Origin of the sequence: Clostridium sp. FS41, assembly GCF_000954015.1 — a bacterium.
GTDB lineage: Bacteria > Bacillota > Clostridia > Lachnospirales > Lachnospiraceae > Enterocloster > Enterocloster citroniae.
Map to the genome: position 1 here is coordinate 44,619 of NZ_JYHN01000066.1, position 26,554 is coordinate 71,172.

At 50.3% G+C, this 26,554-nt stretch carries 26 protein-coding genes; 9 read left to right on the top strand and 17 right to left on the bottom strand.

Annotated features, from left to right (window positions below):
- Positions 1 to 55: 55 nt before the first annotated feature.
- The 6 genes from CLFS41_RS19600 to CLFS41_RS19625 form a co-directional block, all read right to left on the bottom strand.
- The gene (locus tag CLFS41_RS19600) at positions 56 to 1,438 is read right to left on the bottom strand and encodes an MmgE/PrpD family protein (RefSeq protein ID WP_045093232.1); all 1,383 of its coding nucleotides are present in this window, start codon (positions 1,436 to 1,438) and stop codon (positions 56 to 58) included.
- 28 nt (positions 1,439 to 1,466) lie between these two features.
- Positions 1,467 to 2,753 carry an MFS transporter gene (locus CLFS41_RS19605; protein WP_045093233.1) on the bottom strand — a complete coding sequence of 429 codons (1,287 nt, stop codon included), beginning with the start codon at positions 2,751 to 2,753 and terminating at the stop codon, positions 1,467 to 1,469.
- Between the two features lie 102 nt (positions 2,754 to 2,855).
- Positions 2,856 to 3,902, bottom strand: a complete 1,047-nt coding sequence (locus CLFS41_RS19610; RefSeq protein WP_045093234.1) for a LacI family DNA-binding transcriptional regulator — start codon at positions 3,900 to 3,902, stop codon at positions 2,856 to 2,858.
- Between the two features lie 169 nt (positions 3,903 to 4,071).
- Positions 4,072 to 4,833 carry an imidazole glycerol phosphate synthase subunit HisF gene (hisF, locus tag CLFS41_RS19615; protein WP_007860638.1) on the bottom strand — a complete coding sequence of 254 codons (762 nt, stop codon included), beginning with the start codon at positions 4,831 to 4,833 and terminating at the stop codon, positions 4,072 to 4,074.
- 28 nt (positions 4,834 to 4,861) lie between these two features.
- Positions 4,862 to 5,467, bottom strand: a complete 606-nt coding sequence (gene hisH / locus CLFS41_RS19620; RefSeq protein ID WP_007860640.1) for an imidazole glycerol phosphate synthase subunit HisH — start codon at positions 5,465 to 5,467, stop codon at positions 4,862 to 4,864.
- A gap of 99 nt (positions 5,468 to 5,566) precedes the next feature.
- Positions 5,567 to 6,229: a hypothetical protein gene (locus CLFS41_RS19625; RefSeq protein WP_045093235.1), complete on the bottom strand. Its 663-nt coding sequence runs from the start codon at positions 6,227 to 6,229 to the stop codon at positions 5,567 to 5,569.
- 154 nt (positions 6,230 to 6,383) lie between these two features.
- Here CLFS41_RS19625 and CLFS41_RS19630 point away from each other — a divergent pair, with 154 nt between their 5' ends.
- Positions 6,384 to 8,237: an ABC-ATPase domain-containing protein gene (locus CLFS41_RS19630; protein ID WP_045093236.1), complete on the top strand. Its 1,854-nt coding sequence runs from the start codon at positions 6,384 to 6,386 to the stop codon at positions 8,235 to 8,237.
- A gap of 51 nt (positions 8,238 to 8,288) precedes the next feature.
- On the opposite strand, the gene CLFS41_RS19635 is transcribed toward CLFS41_RS19630, so the two are convergent.
- The 3 genes from CLFS41_RS19635 to CLFS41_RS19645 all read right to left on the bottom strand — a co-directional run bounded on the left by CLFS41_RS19635 (position 8,289) and on the right by CLFS41_RS19645 (position 11,186).
- Positions 8,289 to 9,611 carry an MATE family efflux transporter gene (locus CLFS41_RS19635; RefSeq protein ID WP_045093237.1) on the bottom strand — a complete coding sequence of 441 codons (1,323 nt, stop codon included), beginning with the start codon at positions 9,609 to 9,611 and terminating at the stop codon, positions 8,289 to 8,291.
- A gap of 168 nt (positions 9,612 to 9,779) precedes the next feature.
- Positions 9,780 to 10,802, bottom strand: a complete 1,023-nt coding sequence (locus tag CLFS41_RS19640; protein WP_007860649.1) for an aldo/keto reductase — start codon at positions 10,800 to 10,802, stop codon at positions 9,780 to 9,782.
- A 138-nt stretch (positions 10,803 to 10,940) separates the two neighbouring features.
- Positions 10,941 to 11,186, bottom strand: coding sequence for a hypothetical protein (locus CLFS41_RS19645; protein WP_007860651.1), 246 nt, complete (start codon positions 11,184 to 11,186; stop codon positions 10,941 to 10,943).
- 196 nt (positions 11,187 to 11,382) lie between these two features.
- On the opposite strand from CLFS41_RS19645, the gene CLFS41_RS19650 reads away from it, so the two are divergent.
- From CLFS41_RS19650 to CLFS41_RS19670, 5 genes are all read left to right on the top strand, one after another.
- Positions 11,383 to 11,808 carry a thioesterase family protein gene (locus tag CLFS41_RS19650; RefSeq protein ID WP_007860653.1) on the top strand — a complete coding sequence of 142 codons (426 nt, stop codon included), beginning with the start codon at positions 11,383 to 11,385 and terminating at the stop codon, positions 11,806 to 11,808.
- 21 nt (positions 11,809 to 11,829) lie between these two features.
- A complete protein-coding gene (locus tag CLFS41_RS19655) occupies positions 11,830 to 12,948 on the top strand; it encodes a ComEC/Rec2 family competence protein (RefSeq protein ID WP_347468674.1) in 1,119 nt (372 codons plus the stop codon).
- Positions 12,949 to 13,005: 57 nt separating this feature from the next.
- Positions 13,006 to 13,218 carry a DUF3006 domain-containing protein gene (locus CLFS41_RS19660; RefSeq protein ID WP_007860655.1) on the top strand — a complete coding sequence of 71 codons (213 nt, stop codon included), beginning with the start codon at positions 13,006 to 13,008 and terminating at the stop codon, positions 13,216 to 13,218.
- Positions 13,219 to 13,304: 86 nt separating this feature from the next.
- On the top strand, positions 13,305 to 14,312 hold the full coding sequence (gene asnA, locus CLFS41_RS19665) for an aspartate--ammonia ligase (protein ID WP_045093238.1): 1,008 nt from the start codon (positions 13,305 to 13,307) through the stop codon (positions 14,310 to 14,312).
- A 231-nt stretch (positions 14,313 to 14,543) separates the two neighbouring features.
- A complete protein-coding gene (locus CLFS41_RS19670; protein ID WP_007860657.1) occupies positions 14,544 to 15,200 on the top strand; it encodes a trimeric intracellular cation channel family protein in 657 nt (218 codons plus the stop codon).
- A 39-nt stretch (positions 15,201 to 15,239) separates the two neighbouring features.
- Here CLFS41_RS19670 and CLFS41_RS19675 read toward each other — a convergent pair whose 3' ends face one another.
- On the bottom strand, positions 15,240 to 16,082 hold the full coding sequence (locus CLFS41_RS19675) for a class I SAM-dependent methyltransferase (RefSeq protein WP_347468675.1): 843 nt from the start codon (positions 16,080 to 16,082) through the stop codon (positions 15,240 to 15,242).
- A gap of 371 nt (positions 16,083 to 16,453) precedes the next feature.
- The gene (locus CLFS41_RS19680; RefSeq protein WP_007860666.1) at positions 16,454 to 18,127 is read right to left on the bottom strand and encodes a Na/Pi cotransporter family protein; all 1,674 of its coding nucleotides are present in this window, start codon (positions 18,125 to 18,127) and stop codon (positions 16,454 to 16,456) included.
- Between the two features lie 534 nt (positions 18,128 to 18,661).
- Between CLFS41_RS19680 and CLFS41_RS19685 the strand changes: the two genes are divergently transcribed.
- The 3 genes from CLFS41_RS19685 to CLFS41_RS19695 all read left to right on the top strand — a co-directional run bounded on the left by CLFS41_RS19685 (position 18,662) and on the right by CLFS41_RS19695 (position 19,942).
- Positions 18,662 to 19,285: a hypothetical protein gene (locus CLFS41_RS19685; RefSeq protein ID WP_007860668.1), complete on the top strand. Its 624-nt coding sequence runs from the start codon at positions 18,662 to 18,664 to the stop codon at positions 19,283 to 19,285.
- Positions 19,286 to 19,347: 62 nt separating this feature from the next.
- Positions 19,348 to 19,563, top strand: coding sequence for a hypothetical protein (locus tag CLFS41_RS19690; protein WP_040415149.1), 216 nt, complete (start codon positions 19,348 to 19,350; stop codon positions 19,561 to 19,563).
- A 148-nt stretch (positions 19,564 to 19,711) separates the two neighbouring features.
- On the top strand, positions 19,712 to 19,942 hold the full coding sequence (locus CLFS41_RS19695; protein ID WP_007860669.1) for a hypothetical protein: 231 nt from the start codon (positions 19,712 to 19,714) through the stop codon (positions 19,940 to 19,942).
- A gap of 116 nt (positions 19,943 to 20,058) precedes the next feature.
- On the opposite strand, the gene CLFS41_RS19700 is transcribed toward CLFS41_RS19695, so the two are convergent.
- The 6 genes from CLFS41_RS19700 to CLFS41_RS19725 all read right to left on the bottom strand — a co-directional run bounded on the left by CLFS41_RS19700 (position 20,059) and on the right by CLFS41_RS19725 (position 26,380).
- On the bottom strand, positions 20,059 to 21,033 hold the full coding sequence (locus tag CLFS41_RS19700; RefSeq protein ID WP_007860673.1) for an ABC transporter permease: 975 nt from the start codon (positions 21,031 to 21,033) through the stop codon (positions 20,059 to 20,061).
- 16 nt (positions 21,034 to 21,049) lie between these two features.
- Positions 21,050 to 22,558 carry a sugar ABC transporter ATP-binding protein gene (locus tag CLFS41_RS19705; protein ID WP_040415151.1) on the bottom strand — a complete coding sequence of 503 codons (1,509 nt, stop codon included), beginning with the start codon at positions 22,556 to 22,558 and terminating at the stop codon, positions 21,050 to 21,052.
- A 73-nt stretch (positions 22,559 to 22,631) separates the two neighbouring features.
- Positions 22,632 to 23,759: a substrate-binding domain-containing protein gene (locus tag CLFS41_RS19710; RefSeq protein ID WP_045093240.1), complete on the bottom strand. Its 1,128-nt coding sequence runs from the start codon at positions 23,757 to 23,759 to the stop codon at positions 22,632 to 22,634.
- Between the two features lie 137 nt (positions 23,760 to 23,896).
- Positions 23,897 to 24,340 (bottom strand): RbsD/FucU domain-containing protein, encoded by a 444-nt coding sequence (locus tag CLFS41_RS19715; RefSeq protein WP_007860678.1) that lies wholly within the window; start codon positions 24,338 to 24,340, stop codon positions 23,897 to 23,899.
- A gap of 19 nt (positions 24,341 to 24,359) precedes the next feature.
- A complete protein-coding gene (gene rbsK, locus CLFS41_RS19720) occupies positions 24,360 to 25,283 on the bottom strand; it encodes a ribokinase (RefSeq protein WP_007860679.1) in 924 nt (307 codons plus the stop codon).
- A gap of 38 nt (positions 25,284 to 25,321) precedes the next feature.
- Positions 25,322 to 26,380, bottom strand: a complete 1,059-nt coding sequence (locus tag CLFS41_RS19725) for a LacI family DNA-binding transcriptional regulator (RefSeq protein ID WP_007860680.1) — start codon at positions 26,378 to 26,380, stop codon at positions 25,322 to 25,324.
- Positions 26,381 to 26,554 lie beyond the last annotated feature (174 nt).

The window sequence follows — 26,554 nt, forward strand, 5'->3', positions numbered from 1 at the left end:
CATGAAAGATTGCAGTCGGAAGCCGGGACAGTATTTTCCGGCTGCAATACCGTTCTTATTCCCGGATCAGGTACTTTGCAACCTCTGATACGTTGGAATATTCCTCCAGGTGTTCAATTGCATCCACAAACTGTTTGGCTTTTTCCGCTCCGATATACGGGGCCGTACGCGCCATAAAATGTTCACGTTCCTCTTCAAAGGTATAATTATTCTTGGGATGGCCTTTTGGATATTTAAGCGTTTCTGTGACAGTGGCACCATTTTTTAAAGTGACCTCAACTGTTGTTTCAGGAAAATCACGATCCATAAAAATAAGAAATGCTTCATAGCGATCCATCTCAGGGCCAAAAAACTCAACCAGGCGCGACAGTTCTGCAATACGCCCTTCCGGCTGTCTGCTCTCCTGGGTAAACCAGTTTTCGGACGGAAATGGATTGTCCAAATAAGCTGCAAAGCAATGGGGAACACTGTATTGCGCCTGCATGAACACATACGGCCTGCTCATCCCTTTATCCGTATAGATGTCAAGCTGGGGCGACACGCGTATTTTAGCAATCTCCTCTGTCCGGAACTGGTACTTTCTGCAAAGATTATCAAGTCCGTCCAGAGGCGCTTCGATCCATACATTTACAGGCCAATGTTTCAGAAGGGTCTGCATGATCAGGTAATCTTTGCCCAAATCCCGATCCAGCCAATCCCAGTCAACACGGTCACAGATCTGTCTCCAGAAACCGCTGTTTCCATCCAGCCCATCCAGATAAGGCTCGAATCCGATGCTGGTCAACAGCGCGCTGTTGATACCGCATCTTGCAGAAACCCCGTGGGCCACATGATACGTGTCCGTCAGTCCGGTATCACCAAGGGTAAGAGGGGTAAGATAAGCGCCTTTTGTAATGGCTGCCGCGATCTGATCTCCGTCAAACCCAAGTATTTTGCCGGCCGCAACAGTGGAGGAAAAAATCTGCCAGCACACAAGCCCCCAGCCTTTTCCTTTTCCAAAGTAATTGGACAGGTCCGGCTGCACGGACATCGCAATGCGCTGATACACTTCATAAGCCGCAACCACCGCCTCCAGATACCTTTTTCCCGATGCCTTTTGCTGTTCCGCCATGGCAAAGGCTGCCGGTATCGCCCCGGCTGACGCATGTCCGGTCCAGGTACAATCCTCCCAGTCCAGAGTATCCGCGGTCGTACCATTGGCAAAGCCTGCTTCTTCCACAGGAACCTTCAGATCGGTTCCCCAGACAGTTGCCTCAGGAGTCCCGCCTTTTCTGCGCACCATTTCCACGGCCTTTTGCGCAGTGGGTACATTCATGCTTGCAATGGCAACCGCAATGGTGTGCAGCGTGATCTTTTTAGCCTGTTCAATGACTTCGGCGGGCAGATCCTCATATTTCAGTTCAGAAGCATATTTTCCTAATAAACGCGTGTACTGCATAGTGATATCTCCTTTTATGGTTTTTTATTTAGTTTTCAACATATCCCGGATATCCCGGACGGGTTTCCACCCACAAGGGGTTCTTTTTGCTGGTGGCTATGCAGCCAAAAAGTAATAGCAGCAGCGAGATCCCTGCAAACACCAGCAGGACGATCCGGTAAGAACCAGCGTAATCATACACAAAGTTTAACATCGGCGAACCGATCGCATTTCCCACCGTGCGGAAAATAACAGAATAGCTCATAAACTTTGCAAATTCCCGGAATCCGAACACTTCTTTCATAAACAGCGGGAGGATCGTAAAAAGAAGGATCGCAGCCCCCATGAGGAATCCGGCAACCGTTGCGAGAACCGGAGTCGCCGGGGATACGGTGAGCAGCAGGGCGATGGTTCCCAGGTAGGACAATACACAGGCCACGGTGGCCGGCCGGATCCCCCATCTGTCGATCACCTGTCCCAATGGGATCAGAAGAACCAGGGAGCCGATGCTCATGATCCCCACCGCATTGCTGATCGCAGCGGCATCCAGGCCAATATCCGTAAGCTGGGCGGAAAAAATACCAACCACCGGATATACAATGATGCCGGTGATAAAACACCAGGCGTACGCGCTGTAAAGCTTAATATTTTTCATGGACGTATTAAAATCCGCGCCAGGAAGCTTTGAAGGGTCATCCTCCTCTACTTCATCAGACTGTTCCCCGCCCTGGGGAGTCCCCCATGCGTGAAGGCCCTTTTCGCTGGGATGGCTGCGGATTACCGCATATGCGATGACAGCCACCACCAGCATAACCGCCATGGTGTAAAGCATTGACCGCCTCCAGCCGTAATGGCTGATCCAGTAAGCAATGATCTTGGCATTAAAAAAGCCTGCAATATTTCCACACCCGAAAATAACGGAAATCACGGTAGCGCTTTTCTTGGCAAACCAGTTATTTACAATACTTCCCGCTGTAACCTGGCTGGAAAGAGGCCAGATCAGAGCTGAAAAGGCACCTCCAAGAAACAAAAGAGGCACACTGTGTGCAACTGCGTAGCAAACAGCCGCTAACGCGGCGCAAAGCAGCCCCATGGTTGCCAGTTCCCGCAGGCCAAACCTTTTTTGGGCCTTGACATACAAGAAGTAGGCAATTGCAGATATGATTTCGTGAATGGTCTGGTGCAATGAGTATGTACCCCGGGAAATATGAAGATCTTCTACGATAGGCACCATATACATGCTGAAAGGATTACTGAACAGATAGATAGCCGGAATAACCAGGCAATATGCTGCCGCAACAGCAAATGCATAATGGAATCTTCCCTTTGTTTGCATAAAAACGATCCTCCTTAATTATTTTAGTAGAAACTGCGGTTCCGGAACGCAGATCTTATTTAAACTTTTTCGGGAACGTTCCCAGAAAAAGCAAAAATAAACCTATAAAAGTAATCTTCTGACAGAATTTCCTTTTGTCAGAGAGTAGGACATGTACACATCTTTATATTCAAGAGTGTCATCCTCAATGACCTCGATCATCAGTTCAGCAATACGTTTTCCGTAGTCATAATCAGGCAAATGGACAGAGGTAATGGAATCAACGCCGCTTTGGTTGATCTCAAGACCTCCTTCAATGGTAACAAGGGAATAGTCCTTTCCCAAAACCTTTTCATGCTTTGCAAAGGCCCCCAGTATTGTGCGGGTGTCAATTGACTCATCGGCAAAAACAGCCGTAAAATCACCAGACCTATAGGTATGGTAAATGGCTTCCTGCAATTTAGATGTTTTCGCAGAATATCCGGTATCTTCATAGGGATTATAAAACTGACAATGCACCTCACCAGAAATGGAAAGGCTTCCGGCCGCATCCTTAAGCGCAGCTTCCCTGCGGCTGAGAAGAAGCTTGTTATTGTCACGGTATATCATTAAGATCCGGCGATGACCATATTCAAGAAGTAAGTGAAACAGGTCATAGCTGTAATTATAGTTGCCCAGATACACCCTGAATCCCTTATCAGAAAGGATCCGGTCACCGGTATAGACAACATTGCGGAACTTGGTTGCAGCATTTTTAATCTGATCCTCTAGGCTGTCCGTTGCACCCAGGGTGATCAAACCGTTAATTCTTTTTTCAGCAAGATATGTCATATATTTGGGCGTGTTAATGCCATTAAAATTATCATAGTCATCATGTACCAGAAACAGGTCATACCCCTGCTGCTGCAGCACATCTGCAACTCCCGCAAAACGGGTGCACAGTGAGGGGTCACGGAACATCATGCCTCCAAGGGAAAGTACTCCGATCACATTGCTGGAATTTCCCCTCAGGCCGCGGGCCATATAATTAGGACGGTACCCCATCTCCTTAACAGCGTCCATAACCTTCTGATAAGAAGCCTGTCCAACCGCATTGCCGTTGAGCACGCGGGATACCGTACTTTTAGACACTCCTGCACGCTTCGCCACATCCCAGATTGAAAAGTCCATATATAATCTCCTTCGGATCAAACAGAATCATTTTGGGAACGTTCCCAAAATCACTATATCAAATTACCACGTAAATGTCAATGAGGAAATATGGATGAAAAACATCCCATAAAAATACCGGCGGGCAGAACCCGCCGGTGAACCCCATCCCTCACTTGTCACAATGCTCTCACAACCGCACACATATCCCTTTTCCCGCCAGATACTCCTTCAGATCCCCTATCTCCAGTTCTTTGTAATGAAACAGGGAGGCGGCCAGGGCTGCATCTGCTTTTCCCTTTGTCAGCGTATCATAGAAATGCTCCATTGTCCCGGCCCCCCCTGAGGCAATGACGGGAACTGAGACATTTTCAGCGATCAGGGCAGTGAGTTCATTGTCATACCCTCCTTTGGTGCCGTCACAGTCCATGCTGGTGAGAAGGATCTCCCCGGCTCCCAGGCGGTCCGCCTCCATGGCCCATTCCACTGCGTCAATGCCCACATCCACCCGTCCGCCGTGTTTGTATATGTTCCAACCGGATCCGTCTTTCCTGCGCCGGGCGTCAATGGCCACCACCACGCACTGACGGCCGAACTTGTCCGCCGCATCGCTGATCAGCCGCGGGCGGTCGATGGCCGAGGAGTTGATGGAAATTTTGTCCGCCCCTTCCCGAAGGAGCATGCGGAAATCCTCCACTGTGCGGATCCCTCCTCCCACCGTAAATGGAATGAACACGGTCTCAGCCACCCTGCGCACCATATCCACCACGGTCCCCCGGTTGTCTGAGGAAGCGGTGATATCCAGGAATACAAGCTCATCCGCCCCGGCCTTGTCATAGGCCGCAGCGATCTCCACCGGATCACCCGCATCCCTGAGATTCACAAAATTTACGCCTTTTACAACACGTCCGTTATTCACATCCAGACATGGGATAATTCTCTTTGTAAACATAGCTCTCTCCTATCATTTTCAGATACACCTAAACTTCCAGAAAATTCTTCAAAATAGACAGACCCACCTGGCTGCTCTTTTCCGGATGGAACTGGCAGGCAAATACATGTTCCTTTTCCACAGCCGCGTGTATATGGGTGCTGTATTCCGTGGAAGCAGCCACAACACGCTCGTCATCGGCTTTCAGATAATAGGAATGGACAAAATACACATAGGCGCCATTGTCAATCCCCCGAAACAGCTTTGCGCCTGGTTTGATGTCCAGGGAATTCCATCCCATGTGGGGTATCTTAAGCCCCGGAGTATCCGGGATCCGCAGAATGCGCCCAGGAAGGATTCCAAGGCCTTCCACGCCCTCACTCTCCTCGCTGCTCTCAAACAAAAGCTGCAGTCCCAGACAGATGCCCAAAAAGGGAGTGCCCTTATCCACTGTCTCCCGGATGACATCCACCAGTCCATACTGGCGAAGGCGGGACATGGCGTCCCCAAAGGAGCCGACCCCGGGCAGTATGACCCGGTCCGCTTCCAGTATGGACTTCCTGTCCCTGGTGATCACCGGTGCCTCTCCCAGGGATATCAGTGCTTTTTCTACGCTGCGCAGATTCCCTGCGTCATAATCGATAATCCCAATCATATTCTTAAACCTCGTTCCCTATGATTTAACATTTTAGCATGGTAACGTAATAAAGGCAACAGGTTTTTACACCCATTTTACACCGGATGTCCTGAACTGTTACCATTTTAATATAAAATCCACACTGTTGCAGCCGATCCCAAGGGCCCTCTCCCCCACTTCCCCGGGAATCTGGTGAAGGCTTTCGTGGATCCTGAAAAACCTGGCTTTCTGGTTAAAAAAAGCAATTTTCTCAAAGGGCCACCTGATCACCGTGGGGGTCTTAAACCCCTCTCCCAGTTCCAGTATCACCAGTTTCCGGTTCAGGGTGCCTGTCTGCCATCTCTTATAGGCTTCCCAGCGGGGAAGATATCCCTCCTCTATATACCGGCCCGCCTCCAGGGTATTCCCTGTCAGGGGCGCGCCGCAGTGGGGACAGACGTCCCCGGGGACTTCCCCCTCCTCCCATATGTCCTTGGTACACGCGGCAGAACACTGGCGCCAGTGGATATTTCCGCAGGGAGCCACCACCCGGCCGCTGTCAAACCCTGTGTCATAGACGGCTCCGTCCGTCACAGTGGTGACCACATAATAGTCCTTATCCTTTACCAGTTCATATAACCTGCCATAGGCCTCCTTTAGCCGGGTCTGCCCCGGGTCATCCAGCCTGCGTTCCCTTATATCCCGGCCGTCTCCGGCCAGCTTCCATTCATTGCCGATTCCGATGAGCACTTTATCCGCACCTGCCAGTGCATCCAGTATTTCCTGTTTTTGCTGGTCCATTCGATTCATCCCCTTTTATTTCACTATGGTTTCCTGCCGTATCATGGAAATCATCATACCACAAACAATCCCTTTCTTCAACGTCACATCCTGTTGCATTTTCCTGTACCCTGCTATAAAATGGAATGGACTAAATGCGAGGAGACGATCCACTATGAAATCATCAACAGATCTACAGAGGCTCTTGGAGTCCATTGACCGCAGAAGCTACCCCGCCTATAAGGATGCCAGGGGTTCCTATGATTTTAATGACTATGTACTTTCCATTGACCACGTACAGGGAGATCCCTTTGCTTCCCCTTCTAAATTAAGCGTATGGATCCCCCATGAGAAGGCAGGATATCCGGCAGAATATTTTGACACGCCTTGGAAGCAGACTGCCCTGGAAGATTATATGGTAAGGCAGTTTTACCAGGAAATTGCAACGTTTAATTTTAAGGCAAAGGGTTCCGGCAAAAGCGGTCTTATCACCACCAGCCGGCCCGGCCCGGAGATACTGAGCCGCACGGCCTGCGAATGCGGCCCAAAGGGCATTACCGCCCGCTTTGAGGCCGGTTTCCCTGCCAACGGCAGGACCATTAATTCAGGGGAGCTGATCAAGATCCTTTTTGACTTCCTGCCCCGCTGCGTAAAACATGTATTCTACTTTAAAAACAGAAAGCCGGAGGAGGTGCTGTCCGTGATCCATCTGGCAGAGGACCAGCAGTTCATACGCCGTGAGCTTGAGCGCCTGGACCTGGTCTCCTTTGTGGCGGACAAGGCCGTGCTTCCCAGGGAAAGCGGTATTTCCAGCAGGCCCATGAAGGGCAGCGTTCCCTTTTCCTCCCCTCAGTCCCTTCGGACAGAGCTGGACCTGCCTCACCATGGCAGGCTTACAGGCATGGGGCTGAGGCGGGGCATCACCCTGATCGTAGGCGGCGGATACCACGGCAAGTCCACCCTGTTAAAGGCCCTGGAGGCCGGCGTCTACAACCATGTTGCAGGGGATGGACGGGAATATGTGATCACGGACAGCACTGCCATGAAGCTCAGGGCAGAGGACGGCAGGAGCATACAGAACACCGACATTTCCCTGTTCATCAATGACCTTCCCAACAAAAAGAATACCAAGTGCTTCTCCACTGAGGATGCCAGCGGAAGTACGTCCCAGGCAGCTGCGGTGATCGAGGGAATAGAAGCGGGAAGCCGGGCATTCCTGATCGATGAGGACACATCCGCCACCAACTTCATGGTGCGGGATGACCTGATGCAAAAGATCATCAGCCGCTCCAAGGAACCCATCACGCCTTTTATTGAACGGGCCAGGGATCTGTATGAGAATGCCGGCATCTCCACCATCATGGTGGCGGGCAGTTCCGGCGCTTACTTTTACATTGCGGACACTATCATACAGATGGATTGTTACGAGCCATTGGATATTACGGACAAGACCAAGGCTTTCTGCGCCTCTTACGGCGCTGAGCCAATTACCCGCGCCCCGGGTTTTGCCCTTCCCGCCAGGGGAAGGAAGCTTCAGACCGGGACATCCACATCCGGCCTATCCAATTCCGGCCTGTCCGCTTCCGGCCGTTCGGGTCAGTCCCAAAATGCGCAGCCTGAAGAACATGGTAAGGGCGGTTACCGCCAGGGAGGATCTTATGGACGCGGAAGAGGCGGACGGGATGGAGCCCGGGGCGGTTACGGCAGTCAGGGCGGCCGCGAGGAGCGGATCAAAGTCAAGGTTTACGGCAAGGACTCCCTTCAGGTAGGGAAGTCCCCTGTTGACCTGCGTTTCGTGGAGCAGCTGATCGACCCGGAGCAGACCAATGCCCTGGCGCAGATGCTGCGCTACTGTGTGGAGCACCAGCTGCTGGAGCGCTATACCGTGGCTGACACGGTTACCCTGTTGGAAAAGGAAATAAAAAAGGGAGGCATCACCGCTGTCAGCGACACCTCCTATGCTGCCTGCAGCCTGTGCATGCCCAGAACCCAGGAAATCTTTGCATGTATCAACCGGTACCGGGGATAAGCCGGTTCCTATGGAAGACTTATTCCAAGGACGTCCCGGTTTTGGCTCCGCCTATTCTGCGGGCAGTTCCCTTGTGTATCTGCGGATCAGGGAAATGACCAGGACCGCTACCGCTGCCTCTGTGATCACCATGGCAAACCACAGTGAATCGGGGCCAGCGGCAATGGGCAGCAGGCAGATCATAATTCCGCTGAGGATCAGCCCTCTCAGAACCGATACCAGGAATGAGACTCCCGGCTTCATAAGCGCCTGAAAATAATAGGTGGAAAAAACATTGAGAGGAAGCAGCAGGAAGGAGATCCCATAACTCCTCAATATAAAGGGCGCAATGCGGTATATCTCATCTGTGGGCGCCATGAAAATGCGGATAAACCCGTTGGGAAACGCAAATACCAGCAGGGTCCAGACAACACTGAAACATGCCACTGAATACAGGGCATATTTCAGTGTTTCTTTTATCCTGTCCCATTTTCCCGCCCCAAAACAGATGGAAAAGATCGGCTGTGACGCCTGGCCCACGCTGTACGCACAGCACTGGACAATGGTGCTGATATTAACGATCACGCCATATACGGACAGTGCACTGCCTCCCAGGTATTTCATAATCTGACGATTAAAGAGCATGGTCAGGATTCCCATGGCCACATCAATAAAAAAGGTGGAAAAGCCCGTCACTATGATCCTGCGGCATTTTCCCCAAAACAGGCTGGGCCTCACCAGTCTCATAGTGTTCTTTTTTGTGAAGAAATGTGAGATCATCCCGGCAAAGGTGATGCCGGCTCCGGCCGCGGTGGCAAGTCCGGCTCCCATGATCCCCATGCCAAACACAAATACAAACAAATAATCCCCAATGATATTAAATATACCCCCTGACAATACAGCGGCGGCGGCCAGGCCGGGATTGCCGTCATTGCGCAGAAAGGCCGCCAGCATCTGGTTAAACAGAAACAGGGGCACCACAAACTTAATGGGATAAAGGTACTCCCTGGCCAGGGGCAGCAACGTCTCCTCCGCCCCAAACAAATGCAGCATGGGAGTGTCAAAAAACAGGACCATAAGCCAGCTGGCAGCTGCCAAAACCACGGTGATCATCAGGGCAGCCGTAAAATACTCCCCCTCTGTGCGTCTCTCACCCTTTCCTTTTGCAGCGCCAAAAAGCACGGATCCGCCAATGCCGGTCAAAAGCCCCAGGCTGTATATGATATTCCACACAGGAGCCACCACTGCAAGGGCCGCCGTGCCCTCAGGTCCCTGGTACTGCCCCACCATGGCCATATCCACAATGCTGTAAACCGCGCTGATCAATGCGCTGCCAAATGCCGCACCCAGATATTTAAAGTATGTTGTTTTAGTGTTTCCCTGCAATAAATCCATCACTGCGTTCCTCCTTTTGTCACTTTAATGACACAAAAAAAGCCGGACAGGATAACAGGCTTTTCAACCTGTCACCTTATCCAGCTTGCCATTTCCAAACGAATGGCTCACCCTCCGAGTGAACGCTATGCATTATACTAAATCAAATCATAACAGTCAAGAACTTTTTTAATATTCTTTGCCGTCCAGGATCTCCAGATAATCCTTCAGGTTCTTTTCAAGGAGTGTGGGCGTATCCAGCCCGTAGGGACATTTGCCTTTGCACTGGCCGCAGTGGAGGCATTTTTCGATCAGCTTCATCTTTTCCTGCATCTTTGGAGTCAGCTGTGCCTCAGAAGGAGACCTTCTGATCATCAGGGACATCCTGGCACAGTTGTTGATCTCAATGCCCACCGGGCAAGGCATGCAGTAACCGCAGCCCCTGCAGAATTCTCCCTGGAGCTGCTCCCTGTCATGGCGGATCAGCTCCTCCAGCTCCTGTGTCATCACCGGCGGCTCCTGTACATAGGAAAGAAACTCATCCAGTTCGTTCTCCCTCTGGACACCCCAGATGGGCAGGACATTATCAAACCGGGCCAGGTACACATAAGCAGCCCTGGAATTATTGATCAGTCCTCCGGACAGGGCTTTCATGGCGATAAATCCCATGTTTGCTTTCCTGCACTTTTCCACCAGCTCTATATCCTTGTCAGTGGCAAGGTAACAGAACGGGAACTGCAGCGTCTCATAAAGGCCGGAATCAATGGCTTCATTGGCCACAGACAGCCTGTGGTTTGTAATGCCGATATGTTTTACCTTTCCCTGTGCCTTGGCCTCCAGCATGGCTTCATAGAGGCCGGTGCCGTCACCTGGGCGAGGACAGAAGGAAGGATTATGGAACTGGTATATATCCACATGGTCTGTCTTCAGGTTGTCCAGAGAGATCTCCAGATCTTCCCAGAATCCCTCCACTGTGGTGGACATGGTCTTGGTAGCCACTATCACCTTGTCCCGGATTCCCTCCAGGGCAATCCCCACCTTTTTCTCGCTGTCCGAATAACACCGGGCCGTATCAAAAAAGTTGATGCCCCCTTCATATGCCTTTCTGATCAGACAGACAGCATCTTCATCTGATATACGCTGAATGGGAAGGGCGCCAAAACCGTTCTTGTTCACCGTAATGCCCGTGCTTCCCAAAGTCACTTCCACCATCACCTGTACCTCCACCGAGAATTTTTCTCTATTTTATCATAGAAATCATGGGGTATACAAGTGCGGAATGCTGTGTTTTCACATTTATACACAGCTTTCGGGAAACAGCGGACAAATATGCTTTAAGCAGTTACGCTTTTAAGCAGTCAGGCTCTCCTCCGTTCCCCCCGCGATCATCTCTTTTAAATCGTCCATGGTCATATCCCGCTCCCGCAGCATTTCATTGACCACCTTAAACTCCTCCAGCTGGATCTGATCTTCCAGGGCTTTTTCACGCTCCCTCATTGTCTCCAGACAGTTCTCATACTGTGCAATGGAATTCTGCACCTCCGCCAGTTCTCCCTGCAGCTTTTCAATCGGTGTTTTTCTTACTCCCCGTGCCATAATCGCGCGCTCCTTTACTGAATTTAATTTTTCAGGCCGTTTGTTTCTTTCACCGGCCATTTATTACCATTATATGTCAGCTTATCCAAAAATATACGGCTTGTTTCACTGGGAAATGTCAAATTTTCAGGGACTTTACGAAATCCAGGGCCTGGGGTATACTAATCAGTAGCATTTGAACGCACAGGAGGTACCAATGTTTAAAGACTACGAGCACCACGCAAACTATTATGAGACAGACCAGATGGGCTGTGTCCACCATTCCAATTTCATCCGTTGGATGGAGGAGGCCCGGATCGATATGATGGAGCAGATGGGCTGCGGATACCGCTCCATGGAAGAGGCCGGGATCATGAGCCCGGTTCTGGAGATCAGCTGCCAGTACAGGACCATGGTGCATTTTGACGACCATATCCTCATACGGGTAAGGATGAAAGCTTATAACGCCATCCGCATGACCCTCTCATACGAGATGCGGGACAAGGCTACAGGCGAACTCCGGGCCGCGGGTGAGAGCAGCCACTGCTTCCTTAACAGGGAGGGGCATCCCGTCTCCCTGAAACGGACCTATCCCACATGGGATGAGGCTTTTCAAAAGGCCATGGCCACACAGAATATTTAACTGACAGAAAGGCAGACTGAAATGATCGCACAAAAAAGACATATCCGAATACTGATAATATGTTTACTCACTGCAATAGCCCTTCTCCTGGGAGGGTGTTCCTCCGCTCTTTCCCAGTCCTCCGGCCCGCCCGGATCCCAGGCCCTTGCAGCGTCAGGCTCTGAGGGACAGGACTTAAGGGTCCATTTTATTGACGTGGGGCAGGGGGACAGCATATTGGTCCAGTCGGAAGGGCATTTCATGCTCATTGACGCAGGGGAAAACAACCAGGCGGACACCGTCATCCGGTATCTGCAGCAGGCCGGGGTCACTGAGCTGGACTATGTGATCGGAACCCATCCCCATTCCGACCACATCGGTGGCCTGGACAAGGTGATCGGCCAATTTACTGTGAAAAAAGTCATCCTGCCCCCTGTGGAGCACACTTCCAGGACCTTTGAGGACCTGCTGGATTCCATTTCCAATAAGGGGCTTAAGATCACCAAGCCGGTTCCGGGCACTTCCTATTCCTTGGGCGCAGCCGCCTTCACCATTGTGGCTCCTGCAGCGGATTACGGAAATGACCTGAACAACTGGTCCGTGGGCATCCGCCTGACCTATGGGGATAACAGCTTCCTCATGTGCGGCGATGCGGAAAAGGATGCCGAGGAGGATATGGTAAACAGCGGCGCGGTGCTGTCTGCCGATGTGCTGAAAGCGGGTCACCATGGCAGCAGCACCTCCACCAGCGATGCATTTTTTAAAAAGGTATCCCCCAGCTATGTGGTGATCCAATGCGGCAAGGACAACTCCTACGGTCATCCCCACAAAGAGACCATGGAAAAGCTGGAACAGGCCGGATGCCGCATTTTCCGCACCGATAAGCAGGGAACCATCATTGCGGACAGCGATGGAAGCAAGATCACCTGGACAACCATATCGGGACAGATTGGAACGGAGCAGACCGGGACGGGACAGACCGGGACGGGACAGACCGGGACCGGGCAGACGTACATACTCAATACCAACACAAAGAAATTCCATGTGCCGGAGTGCTCCTCAGTGAGCCAGATCCGGGACGGAAACCGCCGGGAGGTCACCTCCACCCGCGATGAACTGACAGAGGCGGGCTACGCTCCCTGTAAGCAGTGCAATCCATAGTGATCTTAACCCGCAGTGATCTTAGACCAAACATAATATATGAGAAAGGGGTTTTTTATGAAATACATTATCGACCGCCTGGAGGAAGAAATGGCTGTGTGTGAAAATGAGTCCAGGGAAATGATCCCCATTCCCCTAAAGGAGCTCCCTCCCGGGGCACAAGAGGGGGATGTGATCCTGGAACAGGAGGGCGTCTTCTGCGTGGATGCAGGTGCAACCGAAAAACGGCGCAGGCAAATGCGCAGGAAACTTATGGATCTATATGAGTAATGTTTTTTATTTTTTACTCTTGCGCCTTTTTCCTATTAATGATACCATAAGAAAATACGCTAATCGATTATTTGGAGGTTTGTTAAATGGAACTCATTTTACCTGAACACTATGACCCCCGGCTTAGTATCCGGGAGACACAGGACGCAATCAAATACATACGTGATACATTCCAGAAAGAGATGGGACGGGAAATGCACCTGGAGCGTATCTCCGCCCCCCTTTTTGTGGAACGCAGCAGCGGTCTCAATGACAACCTAAACGGTACGGAGCGTCCCGTGGCATTTGATATGCTGGGACTGCCCGGGGAAACCCTGGAGGTAGTGCACTCCCTTGCCAAGTGGAAACGTATGGCATTAAAGGAATACGGCTTTCAGCCGGGCGAAGGCCTTTATACCAACATGAACGCCATCCGAAGGGATGAGGAGCTGGATAATCTCCACTCCTGCTATGTGGACCAGTGGGACTGGGAGCGGGTAATCACCAAGGAACAAAGGACCCTGGACACCCTGATGGAAACAGTCCGCGAGATATTTAAGATCATCAAGCACATGCAGCATGAAGTATGGTACAAATATCCGGAAGCCGTAAAGCACCTTCCAAAGGAGATCTTTTTTATCACTACCCAGGAACTGGAGGATCTGTATCCGGACCGTACGCCCAAGGAACGGGAGAACCTGATCACCAGGGAACACGGATGTGTCTTCCTTATGCAGATCGGCGACAAGTTAAAGGGCGGGGAACCCCATGACGGCCGCGCGCCTGACTATGATGACTGGAGCCTGAACGGCGACATCCTGTTCTGGTTCGACCACCTCCAGTGCGCGCTGGAGATTTCCAGCATGGGAATCCGTGTGGATGAAAAAGCCCTGGAGCAACAGCTTAAAAAGGCCGGCTGCGAGGACCGCCGTACCCTTCCATACCACCAGATGCTTTTAAACGGGGAACTTCCCTACACCATCGGCGGCGGTATCGGACAGTCCCGTCTGTGCATGCTTTTGCTGGACCGCGCCCACATCGGAGAGGTCCAGGCCAGCATCTGGCCCGGTGAAATGCGGGAAACATGCAGGGAACATAATATTTTCCTTTTATAATACCTGTTCAAACTGATTTCTGTATCAAGACCATCCCGGACCGGGACTGCGATTTCCCCGGTGCGGGATGTTTTTATTATATATTTCCGTTTCACTGGATTTTCCTTCAAATGCCTGTTGACATCCGGCCATTTCTAATATAGCATACATATGGGTTAAATTACGGAGGAGAAATGCCGCATATCCGGGTATATACCGATATCCCTTTGATGCGGCAGAACGGAGAATCTTATGGAATTTCATGTTTCAATCTTTTTTATCATTGAGGTGATCGGCACCATTGCATTTGCCTCATCAGGCGCCATGGTTGCCATTAAGCAGCAGCTGGATCTGCTTGGCGTGGTGGTTCTGGGCGTCACCACTGCGGTGGGCGGCGGAATGATGCGGGATATCATACTGGGAAATGTCCCTCCCAGCCTGTTTATGAATCCCGTCTATGTCCTCACAGCATTCATTACGGTCCTGGTACTGTTCATTGTTGTACGCCTGAACCAAAAGATACTGGAAAGCCGCTACATTGCGGCATATGAAAAAATGATGAATATCTTTGATGCCATTGGTCTGGCCGCCTTCACTGTAACGGGCATTGATACCGCGGTACTGGCGGGATATGAGGACTATCATTTCCTGTCCGTGTTCCTGGGTGTGCTCACCGGGGTCGGAGGCGGGGTGCTCAGGGATATCATGGCCGGGCAGACCCCCTACATCCTGCGCAAACACGTGTACGCCAGCGCTTCCATTGCCGGCGCCCTGTGCTATGTGTTCCTAAGTGACTGGCTGACCGGGGATGCGTCCATGATCGTTGGCGCCCTGGTGGTCATCCTCATACGTCTGCTGGCCACCCGATACTGCTGGAACCTGCCCACCGCCACCAGGAAGCAGAAATAAAAATGGATCATATTGCTGTACCCTTTAACTACAGGCCGGTCATCCGGCCTGTTTTTCTATGAGTATGGCAATGGTGGGACCATCCTCCCTGCAAGGGCTTCCCGCCACATCCCCCAGCACTCCACATACCCCAAAACCGGCTTCCCCGGCTTCCCTGACCAACATTTCCTTTGTAAAATATGTGTTCCACAGGCAGTATGCCTTTGTTTCCCGCTCTCCGATCACAGTAACCTGCTCCAGTGTCACATGGTCCGTACAGCGGTATTTCCCCGTCAACGCTATATATCCCTCCTTTTTCCAGAATCCCCCCTTTGGACAGGTTTCCCATGTCTGCAGTTCCTCAAAGCGCCTATAGCTTTCCATTGAAAAGACATCCAGCAGCACCTTTCCCCCTGGCCTTAGATGGTTATACAGGTTTCTTAAAAGAGTTCTCCTTTCGTGATCCGGCAGCACCCCGTAATCACAGTATATCATCACAGCCGCATCAAAGGTTTCCTCCAGTTCCATGGCCAGATAGTTCTGGCAATAATAGGTGATATCCAATCCCTGACTTGCCGCTGAATCCCTGGCGTATTGAACGGACCGCCTGGAAAGATCCATACCAGTTGTCCCATATCCCATTTTGGAAAACCGTTCCGTGTACAGCCCAGGACCGCAGCCCACATCGAGAATACGGGGATACTTTGCAGGGGGCATTATTTCCCCGATCCACGATGCCGACCGTTGGATAAATTCCAGCTTCCTGCTTGCCCCTTCAAAATCCGGAGCAAGATGGGCTTTTAGCATCTCCCCGGAAATGTGCTCATCATCCCAGAATGCCGCCTCTGTCTTTTGGTAAAGGTCCGGCCTGTCTAAAAACTGTATCATGTGTTTGTACATCATCCATCCTCCTTGCAATCATTTTTAAACGGTACACGTTTATTGACCTGGAAATAATAAAACCGCAGATTTTACTCCGCGGTTTTCTTTCCAGGTCAATGAAAGTGTGAGCAGAGTAAAATCAAATACCGGGTACAAAAACAGAACTGTCAGAACAGCTGCCTTTGATCCGATCCAATTGATTTTATCCGCTCTTTTCCAGTCACACCCATGCCACTGATTCTGTGTCATCTGATATGCCGGACCTTCATCACCTTTTTCTTTTTGTTACGTTTGTTTTATGGTACTATCTTACACCGCCCGGCCTTCCCGGTCAACCGTTTTTTCAGGTTCCCGGCCCTATGCCGCTCTGTTCAGAACCTGTACCTCCCGTCCTATGATGCAATTGCGGCCGCAGCCGTCTGTCCCCCGTCACCGGGACGCTCAATAGCGGCATATGCCTGGGCAATGTTGAGCATATGGTCACCGATCCTCTCATAATCGGTAAGCATCTCGGAATACAGAATGGAGGATTCCACATTGCAGTTTCCTTCACGCATCCGGTCAATCTGATTCTGGCGGAACTTCAGGGTGATATCATCAATCCTCTGCTCGATCTCCTCCGCCATGGAAAGCCTGAACTCGGGGTCACCGTCCGCTGCCCTGCGCAGGATGCCCATTCCCTCCCTGCAGGTTTCTTCCATGGTCTTAAACTCCTTCTGGGCATATCCGGAAAATGATAACCCTTTCTGCTCAATGGTCTCGGCATATTCCGCCAGGTTCATGGCATGGTCCCCGATACGCTCAATATTGCCCAGGATCGTATACATACGGTTCAGGGTGTCCACATCCTTGGGCGTCTGGTCCAAAACAAGTATCTTGGATATCTTTTTGGAGATCCTCACATTGCTCAGGTCGATCTCCTCTTCCCTTTCCTCAATGGGATGGATCCCATCATTTCCAGGCCCGTTGGCCACTGCCATAAAACTCTCCGACACATTCACCGCAGCTGTATCCAGCATCTGGGTGATCTCATCATGGATCTGGCTGATGGCAATGGTGGAAACACCCAGATGGTGCTTGGATGCCATAAGGTCCTCAAACCACCTGTCCGCATCCTTTACCGGTACCTGTTTGTCAGGAAGAAGGGCGATGGCGATCTTCTCAAGCATAGAGCCGAAGGGAAGAAGGATCAGGGTGGTGCTTATATTGAATATGGTATGGACATTGGCGATCTGGGCCACAGGATTATCCGGGGTCAGGCCTGCCACAAAGTCTGTAAACGGAGTGAGGATACAGAGCGTCACAAAGAGTGCGGTTCCGATCACATTAAACATCAGGTGGATCAGGGTGGTCCGCTTCGCATTCCTGCTTGTTCCCACTGAAGCCAGCAGCGCCGTGATACAGGTACCGATGTTCTGGCCAAAGAGCACGAACACGGCACTGTGCAGGTTGATCACGCCGCCCATGGCCAATGCCTGGAGGATACCAACGGATGCGGATGAGGACTGTATGATGGCTGTGAATACAGCGCCCACAAGGATCCCCAGAAGCGGGTTGGAGAATTTAGTCACCATATGGATAAAGGTCTGGGAATCACGCAGAGGAACCATTGCATCGCTCATCATTCCCATTCCGATGAACAGCACACCGATACCGGCCACGATCCCGCCCACATGCTGTACCTTCTTATTCTTTACAAAGATCAAAAGCATAACGCCCACAAAGGCGATCAGGGGGGCCAGGGCGCCTATGTCCAGGGCGATCAGCTGTCCGGTGATGGTGGTTCCCACATTGGCGCCCATGATGATCCATACAGCCTGTTTCAGGGTCATAAGCCCAGAGTTAACAAAACCCACTGTCATGACCGTGGTGGCTGAGGATGACTGGATCAGGGCCGTGATTCCCGCGCCTACCAGCACTCCCAAAAAACGGTTGGCTGTAAGCCGTTCCAAAATCTGCTTCATCCGGTTTCCTGCCACTGCTTCCAGATTGGTACTCATCATCTGCATACCATACATAAACAGCGCAAGGCCGCCAAGCAGGCTTAAAACCAATTCTACTCCCATGTGTTTTCTCCTTTTGTCTTAAGGGATTCAAGGTTTCCCTATATTATCATTTTTTGGATATTATCTGTCCTTATTCCCTAAAAATGCGCAAAAATATGGCATAGCCCGCCATCTTACGTACAAGATCGCAGGTTATGCCAGTTTTTTTACATGCTTGCGGCATCCTTCAAATCGGGCGAACTCCATGATAATCTGTAGCCTCTTTTCCTATTATTTACTTCATCTTAACATTTCTTTTACACATACTCATTATACGGGATATTTCATATATCGTCAATATAGATTCCCGCCCCGAATGTAAAGTCTATGTAAATTATGTGTAAAATTTTATTCGCCCATACAGATATTTACAATTATGCAATACTCCTTGATTTTTATAATATCCGTTTATTGATAATATTGTGTTTCTTACATTTTCCAAACCATTCTTAAGACTTCCAATTATGGTGGAATTCCTTCAGTCCCTGTGATAAAATCCTGAGTATACTACTACTTTTACCAATGAACCATTTTTTATTCAGGAGGAGCAATTAAGTGAAAAAAATAAAGACAGCCATTGGCCTTTTCGTCCTATCCTTATCCCTTTGGGCCTGCAGCCCTTCCGGCAAAAAGCCTGATATGTACATAGAAAAGGCAGCCCTGACCACGCAGGAGCTGAATATGGCAAAATTACTGGGCGCCGGGGACTCTCCCGCCATATACGATTTTAAGCTGGACGATACGGTGCAGACCATCCAGTTTAACACATATGAGCTGGACCAGGGCCAGTGGCGGCTGATGTCCGGAGGGGGAGGCCATCAATTCTCCGATGACACCGGGCGTCTGGCCTTTGATTTTCAGGATCTGTCAGAGGGACTTAGGACCGCGTTCCAGAGCAAGGGCGGCAGCGGAGCCACGGCTCACAGCTCAGTTCCCGCCGAGAAGTCCGATGGCATGAGCGCCGCCACATCCTTTCTGAACGGACTGACCCAGGTGGACTATGAGGAGGAGATCCCCCTTGCAGTTCAGATCATAACCTCACAGAGCACTGTCTTATCCTATGATGTGGATCACTATTTTACGCCTGAACAGTATGATTCAAAGGGATATGAGCATGTCTATGCCCTTACGGTGCGTTTCAGCCAGAAGCCCCTTTCCCAGCTGGACCAGCAGCCCTAAAGCCAGGATTCAGGATGCCATGAGACGGAATACGGCCTCATATATCTTATTGGCAATATAGGATGTGTGCCACGCTTTTTAACCTTTTGATCGGGCTCAACGGCTACACCATCTGCAGCGGCATCCTGAACCGCAACTTAAACGGGGACTCCATCATCGCCGTTCCCCCGGAGACAGAGGAATCCATGGAAATAGGGTGGATATCCAACCCCAAACTCCATCTCAGCGGATTTGCACAGCGATATTTAAAGGAGCTTTATAAGCTGACCCGGCAGTGAATGGTCCCTGCCGGTACAGGGACCGCATAAAATATGGAAAATATTTCATCCCATGCTGTTTAATCATCCCAATTCCTGTTTATCATTTATATATAAGGAAATGAAACAGAAAACCTCAATTTTTTCATGAAAGGATGATGAAAATAAAATGGGACGAAGCTATCATTTATCCAAAGAGCTCAAGCCGGAGCAGGCAACGGAGATTCTCCAGGAACTGTGCCACATCCCCGACCTAAAACAAGCCCAGTTCACCAAGGAACTGGACTATCTGAACGTGGAAACAAAGGACCAGGAATACTATCATGTGATGTCCCGGGCCGTGAATATTTTCAGCCAGAAGGCTGACGGGTGCAATCTGTCCTTTTCAAAATTCGTATGACTGCCTTGTGTCTGAAAAACGTATAAAAGAAGGAGGCTGCAAACTAGGTCTGCAGCCTTCTTATACAGCCGTCCTGTGCAGTCTCCCGGAAGTTCTCCCGGAAAGTCTCCTGCCCTCTAAGCTTTTTTCCTGTTCTTTACCATATCCATTGTAACAGCAAACACGATCAGCACACCGCTGGTGATTTCCAGCACATGCGTATTTAATCCAAACTGTACGCCTGCGTTATTGATCAATACCATAAGGATAGTGCCCAGCAGCGTACCGCTGACAGCACCCCGGCCGCCTGACAGTGACGCGCCGCCGATTACAGCTGCCGCAATGGCGTTCATATCATAGCCTTCGCCTCCGGTGGGAAGCGCGCTCTGCACACGCGCTGCCAGCATGATGCCTGCGATTCCATAGAGCAGTCCTGCAAATGCATACACGGAGTAAAACATTTTCCTGACCTTTATACCGCTTAACTTGGCAACCTCAACGCCGCTTCCGATCACATACAGGTTTCGTCCAAATACCGTGTATCGCAGGATCAGGAATACAACCAAAGCCACTACCGCCCATATAATGGCCAATGCGGGCAGCAAGCCAAAAAAGCTGTTATTGCCCATGTTCAGGATTCTCTCGTCCAGCCCGCTGACTGTCAGCGCTTTGCTTATGATCTTTACAATACCCCTGATAATGGTGGACATGCCCAGGGTAGCGATCATGGGAGGCACTTTAAAGTCATAGACAATAATACCGTTTGCCAGTCCGGCTCCGATGGAAAACATGACCGCTATGATCAGCGTCAGATAGAAGTTCATCCCCGTATCGCGCTGAAGCAATGCCAATACCATACAGGAAAGGCCGGTGATGGCGCCGCCGCTGATATCAATGCCTCCTGTGGTGATGATCATGGTCTGGGCCACTGCCAGAACGCCAATGATGGCACACTGCTTCATCAGGTTTGTAATGTTGTAAACACTAAAGAAATTATCTGTACACACGGACGTTATCACAAATAAAGCCACTATAATGACTCCCAGCGTGAATTCCGTCTGCTGGAATACGCTGGTAAGTGAACTGCCCTTTCCAACCTTTGCCTTATCCATAAAACCCCTCCTATGTCTAGCCTTCAATGGACGCCCTGCGCAGGACATCTTCTTCCCTCAAGGTCTTTAATTCTTCTTTATCAAACTCTCCTGTAATCTTTCCCTGAGCCATTACGATCAAACGGTCCGCCAGGCCCATGACCTCAGGCAGATAAGAAGATATGAGAATGATGCTCCGGCCCTGCTCCGTCAGTTTTTCCATCAGCTTATAGATCTCTTCCTTTGCTCCCACATCCACACCCACAGTGGGTTCGTCAAAGATAAGAAGGTCAGGGTCACGGCACAACAGCTTTGCAATAACCACCTTTTGCTGGTTTCCGCCGGACAGATTGCCTACCAGCTGCAAAATATTAGGTGTTTTTACATTCACACGTTTGGAATAGTCCTCCGCCCTTTCACTTTCCTTTTTCAGGGAAATGATTCCCTTTTTGCTGATCATATCATAAGAGTTCATATTGATATTGGTCTTTATGGACAGCTGGAGCGCCAGCCCGTCCGTGCGCCTGTCCTCTGTGAGGAAGCAGATCCCATGATGCATGGCATCGCTGGGGTTCTTGATATTGACTTTCTTTCCTTTGACATATACATCTCCTGTCAGGCGCCGCTCCACGCCGCACAGGGCCCGCATGATCTCGCTGCGCCCGGCTCCCACCAGGCCCACAAATCCCAGGATCTCCCCTTTATGTACAGTGAAATTAATATGTTCAAAATGAGAACTGTCGCTGAAATTTTCTACCCGCAGGACTTCCTCCCCCGGTTCCTGGCGCTTTATATTGTATATATCAGACATTTCGCGGCCTACCATCATGGTGATCAATGAATCCTTGGTCACCTCGCCGACCGGTTTTGTATCCACATACGTGCCGTCCTTCAGCACGGTCACGCTGTCACAGATATCCATGATCTCTTCCAGACGATGGGAAATATAAATGATGCTGACACCATTTTCCTTTAATTCTTTGATAAAGCGGAACAGGACTTCCACCTTTTCATTCTCCAGTAAGGCGGTGGGCTCATCAAAGATCACCACCCGGATATCATTGTTTACCGAGATCTTACTGATGGTCACCATGGCCTGCATGGCGATGGGAAGGTTCCTGATCTTATCCTTTGGATCCACATTCATTTCAAACTTGTCAATGATCTTTTTGCTGTTTTCCGCCATCTGTTTCCAGTCAACTGCTCCCAGCTTTGTCTTCGGCTGCCTTCCAAGATAATAATTTTCCGCAATGCTCAGGTCAGGAGCAATATTGACATGCTGGTAATTGGCGTATACGCCATGGCTTTGTGCCTCCAGCGCGCTTGTATTCACCACCCACTGACCGTTATAATTCATGGAAATGCGGCCTTTGTCCGGCTTTTCAACTCCCATGATACATTTGATCAGGGTGGATTTCCCGGCTCCGTTCTCACCTACCAGTGCACGGACCTCGCCTTTTTTAATCTCAAAGCTGACATCATTTAATGCCGTAACGCCGGGGTAGAACTTACTGATGTGTTCAATCTTTAAAATCGTTTCCTGCATCGACTTATCCCCTTTTATAAAAAGGAGGCAGTTGGACAACGGCCTCCTTTTACCAGTAACGAACGTTTATCAATTACTTTTTGAGACGTGTGGGATCGAGGAGATCCTGCATTTCCTTATCATTCATATTGCTGCTGGTAATGATAACAGGAGGACAATTCACCTGCTTGACGGACTCAGGATTTGATCCATTAATTAACGTCTGAATGGCATTTTCCATACACTTATAGCCCTGTGCATAAGCATCCTGTACAATGATGGCATCCAGGGAGCCGTTCTTAAGGGCATTGATCTCCGTGTCATCAGAGTCAACTGCCACGGAAACGATCCTGTCTCCGATGCCGGCTGCCTGTACTGCCAGACACACGCCGTCACCTGTGATGTTGTTGCCGGAATACATACCGATCAGGTCAGATCCAAAGGTGGAGATAATGTTCTCCGCATTGGCCTGGGATGTCTCTACCACATTGCCGTTATAATATGTATCAGTCAGGGTCAGGTCGGGCGCATTGGCGGCCATATAGTCACGGAAACTCTGGATCCTGTGGTTCAGCGCTTCGTTCTCAACATTCATGTTGATACCGATGGTCCCTTTTGTCTTATCCATGCTTTTTGCATCCATGGTCTCCAAAAATGCCTGGGCCGCCATCTCGCCAATGGTATCGTTGGAGCAATAATAGAACTGGTTGTAGTCTTCTTCATGAGCCCCATCATCCCCAACGCCCAGTCCGCAGTTTACAAAGTTCAGGACTATGCCGTTCTGGGTTGCTTCCTTTGCCTTTGGAACAGTTGCATCAATTGCCAATGTAGCCGTGACAATGGCATCTGGTTTCTTTGCAATACACTGTTCAAATGCTGTTACATAATCCTCTGTCTGGCTCTCCTCTGCCGGTCCTACGGTGGAGAAGTCGATCTTTACCCCTTCCTTTTCCTCCATATCCTTCATGGCATTCTCAATGCCGATCCCAACATAGGTCCAGAACTGGGATGCAGTGGAGGGAGTCAGATAAACAATACTGTACGTCTTTCCTTCCGCCGTCTCAGGAGCCTGCGTACCCTCCGGCTTGGCTTCCTCTGCTTTCGCCGCTGCCGGTACTGCCGTGGTGGGCGCCGCTTCCTTTTTTGCGCAGGCAGCAAGGGAACATACCATGGTTCCCGCCAACAGGGCCGCTGTCAATTTCTTTGCTAAACCTTTCTTCATAACTTAGATCCTCCTTCTCTTATAAACAATAGTCCCCCGGTTGCACCCGGCGCCAGGCCTCTTCCCTGCAGACGCTTGGCGCATGGATACTTTGCCCTGACCGGCCGGATCATTCCGGCCCGGCATTGTCAAAGCACCTATAAAACTCCCTTTTGTAAAATAAAGCATCCGTAAGGCTGACGCTCGCTGGTACACACAGTCACATAAGCCTTCCCGGCTTTTTCATAGAACTTAGTGCGCTCGATCTCTCCCACGATCTTGGGCGCATATCCGTTCCTCACCACTGCTTCCACGGCATCATCCCACACCTTGGGCCGGTCCATGGAAACACCGGCGTCCTGATCCGGCACCATATACTCCACCGGATGCTCACAGTAATCCACATCCAAAGGCATCAGCTTGAGAATATCCTCGATCATCTCAGCGGCGGTGTTGCCCTTGGCCTGGATGCTGACGCCTCCCGGCGTTTTGGTGATGGGTGGATAGAAGTCGTCCGCAATGATGATCAGATCCCCATGCCCCATATCAGCCAATGCTTTTAACAGATCCGATCCAATTCTTGTAGGTATTCCTTTCAACATAACACATTTCCTCCTTCTGCTATTGTGTACTCTGTAAAAATGCATCTATCTCTTCCCGGGAAGGCATGGATGGGGTGGTCCCCAGCTTCTGCACGGACAGTGCCGCCAAACCATTGGCAAAGCGCACCGCCTCCCAGATATCCTTTCCCTCGGCCAGCGCTGCCAGCAGGCCTCCGTTAAAGGCATCCCCGGCCCCTGTGGTGTCAACCGCATCCACCTTAAACGCGGGCACGATCTCCTCCCTGCCGTCCGAAGAAACAAATACTCCCCTTGAGCCAAGGGTTATGAGCACCTTTTGCACACCCTTGTCATAAAAATACGCTGCCGCCTTTTTGGCAGACTGGAGATCCGATACCGGGATGCCTGTCAGCTCCTCCGCCTCCACCTCATTGGGGGTGACCATATATGCCTTGGACAGGAAATCATCTGTCACCGGCGAGTAGGGAGCCGTGTTCACGATCACCTTGCACCCATACCGGTTGGCCATATCCACCACCATCTCATTGGCGTCCTGGTTTACTTCCAGCTGTAGAAGCACGTATTCGGATTCCTTTATAACATTCTCAATGCTTTTGATCTCTTCGTCTGTTATGGTGTTGCATGCTCCCGGTACTATGATGATCTCATTCTGGCTGGTATTCTCATCCACCAGGATCAGAGCAATTCCCGTCTCCCTGTCATCTGAGACAAAGATATGTTCTTTATCCATCCCCAGATCCGTCATGGTATCCAGCGCAACATTGGCAAAGCTGTCCCTTCCCACCTTGGTTATCATGACCACTTCCGCCCCCGCCTTGTGGGCGGCCACACACTGGTTAAATCCCTTTCCTCCCGGTCCCATCTTGAACATGGAACCTTTTACCGTCTCCCCCGGTACCGGAAGATGGGGACTCCTGGCCATCAGATCAACTACAAAACTGCCAAATACAGCAACCTTACTCATTTTATTTTCCTCCTTATGAACACTTGTCTTCAAGGCGCTTATGTGTGATAGGTGTCACTCCCACCTGATAAATCCTTATGTTTTTCCGAGCCTCTTTTTATCAGCCATGTCTTGACCAGATTTCTCTGGATGATCAATTTTTCCTCCTCCACCCCCTCAGCCTTCCGGAACCTTCTCTCCAATATCCGCATTGCCTCGCATCCCATCTCATAAACAGGTCTGGTCACAGCAGTCAGATGAATGTCCGTATACGCAAGTTCCTTGATATCGTCAAACCCTACGACCGATATATCCGCTCCCAATTTCATCTGGCGTTCCTTCAGGCACCGCAGCGCTCCCAAGGTGGTCATGTTGTTGGATGTAAACACAGCCGTGGGAGGATCCTCCAGATCCAGCAGCTGTTTCATGGCCTCATATGATTCATCTTCCATAAAATTGCCGCATATGATGTAATCCTTGTTCAGGGAAATGCCATTATTGGCCAAGGCCCTTTTATATCCTTTCAAACGCTCATGGCCCGGTCTTGACGTATCGGGTCCTGTTATGATCCCTATCTTCTTATGCCCCTCTTCAATCAGGCACTCCACCGCTTCACAGGCTCCCTCCATGTCCTCGGAAAATACCGCGTCAAACCTGGCGTTCCTTACATCACGGTCAATGAGCACCACAGGCACTCCCTGTTCCTCAAATTCCTTAAGCCGCTCAGCCGTCTCCCTGTCCGCTTCCGACACAGGAATGATGATCAGTCCCTTCATCATCTCGATCTTAAGCGAGTCCAGGATCTTGTGCTCTCTGGCCGTGTTCTCAGCTGTGCCAAACATGAAGACATTGTAGTCATTATCCATGGCCCGGTCCGAAATCCCGTGAAGGATCTTGCTGAAAAAAGGATTCTCAATGTCAGGTACCATAAATGCAATGTTCCTGGAAGTGCCCACGCTGAGATTGCGCGCTATGGTGTTAGGCGAATAATTTTTGCCCTTGATTACTTCCTGGATCTTATTCCTTGTCTCCTCTTTTACATTCTTGTGATTGTTTAAAACCCTGGAGACCGTGGCGGGAGACACGCCCGCCTCTTTGGCTATATCATATATATTCATATTCGTTTTCCCGTTTCATCTTTTTCAATCCGCCTTGGAGGATTGGTGCCGGCTCCCACTATACCTCGTGATATAATTCTTGAAACCGCTTTCATAATTACATTTTAAAAATATCACATTCCCTCCCCCTTGTCAATATTTTTTTACAATTTTATTGTGCAAATTGTACTATTA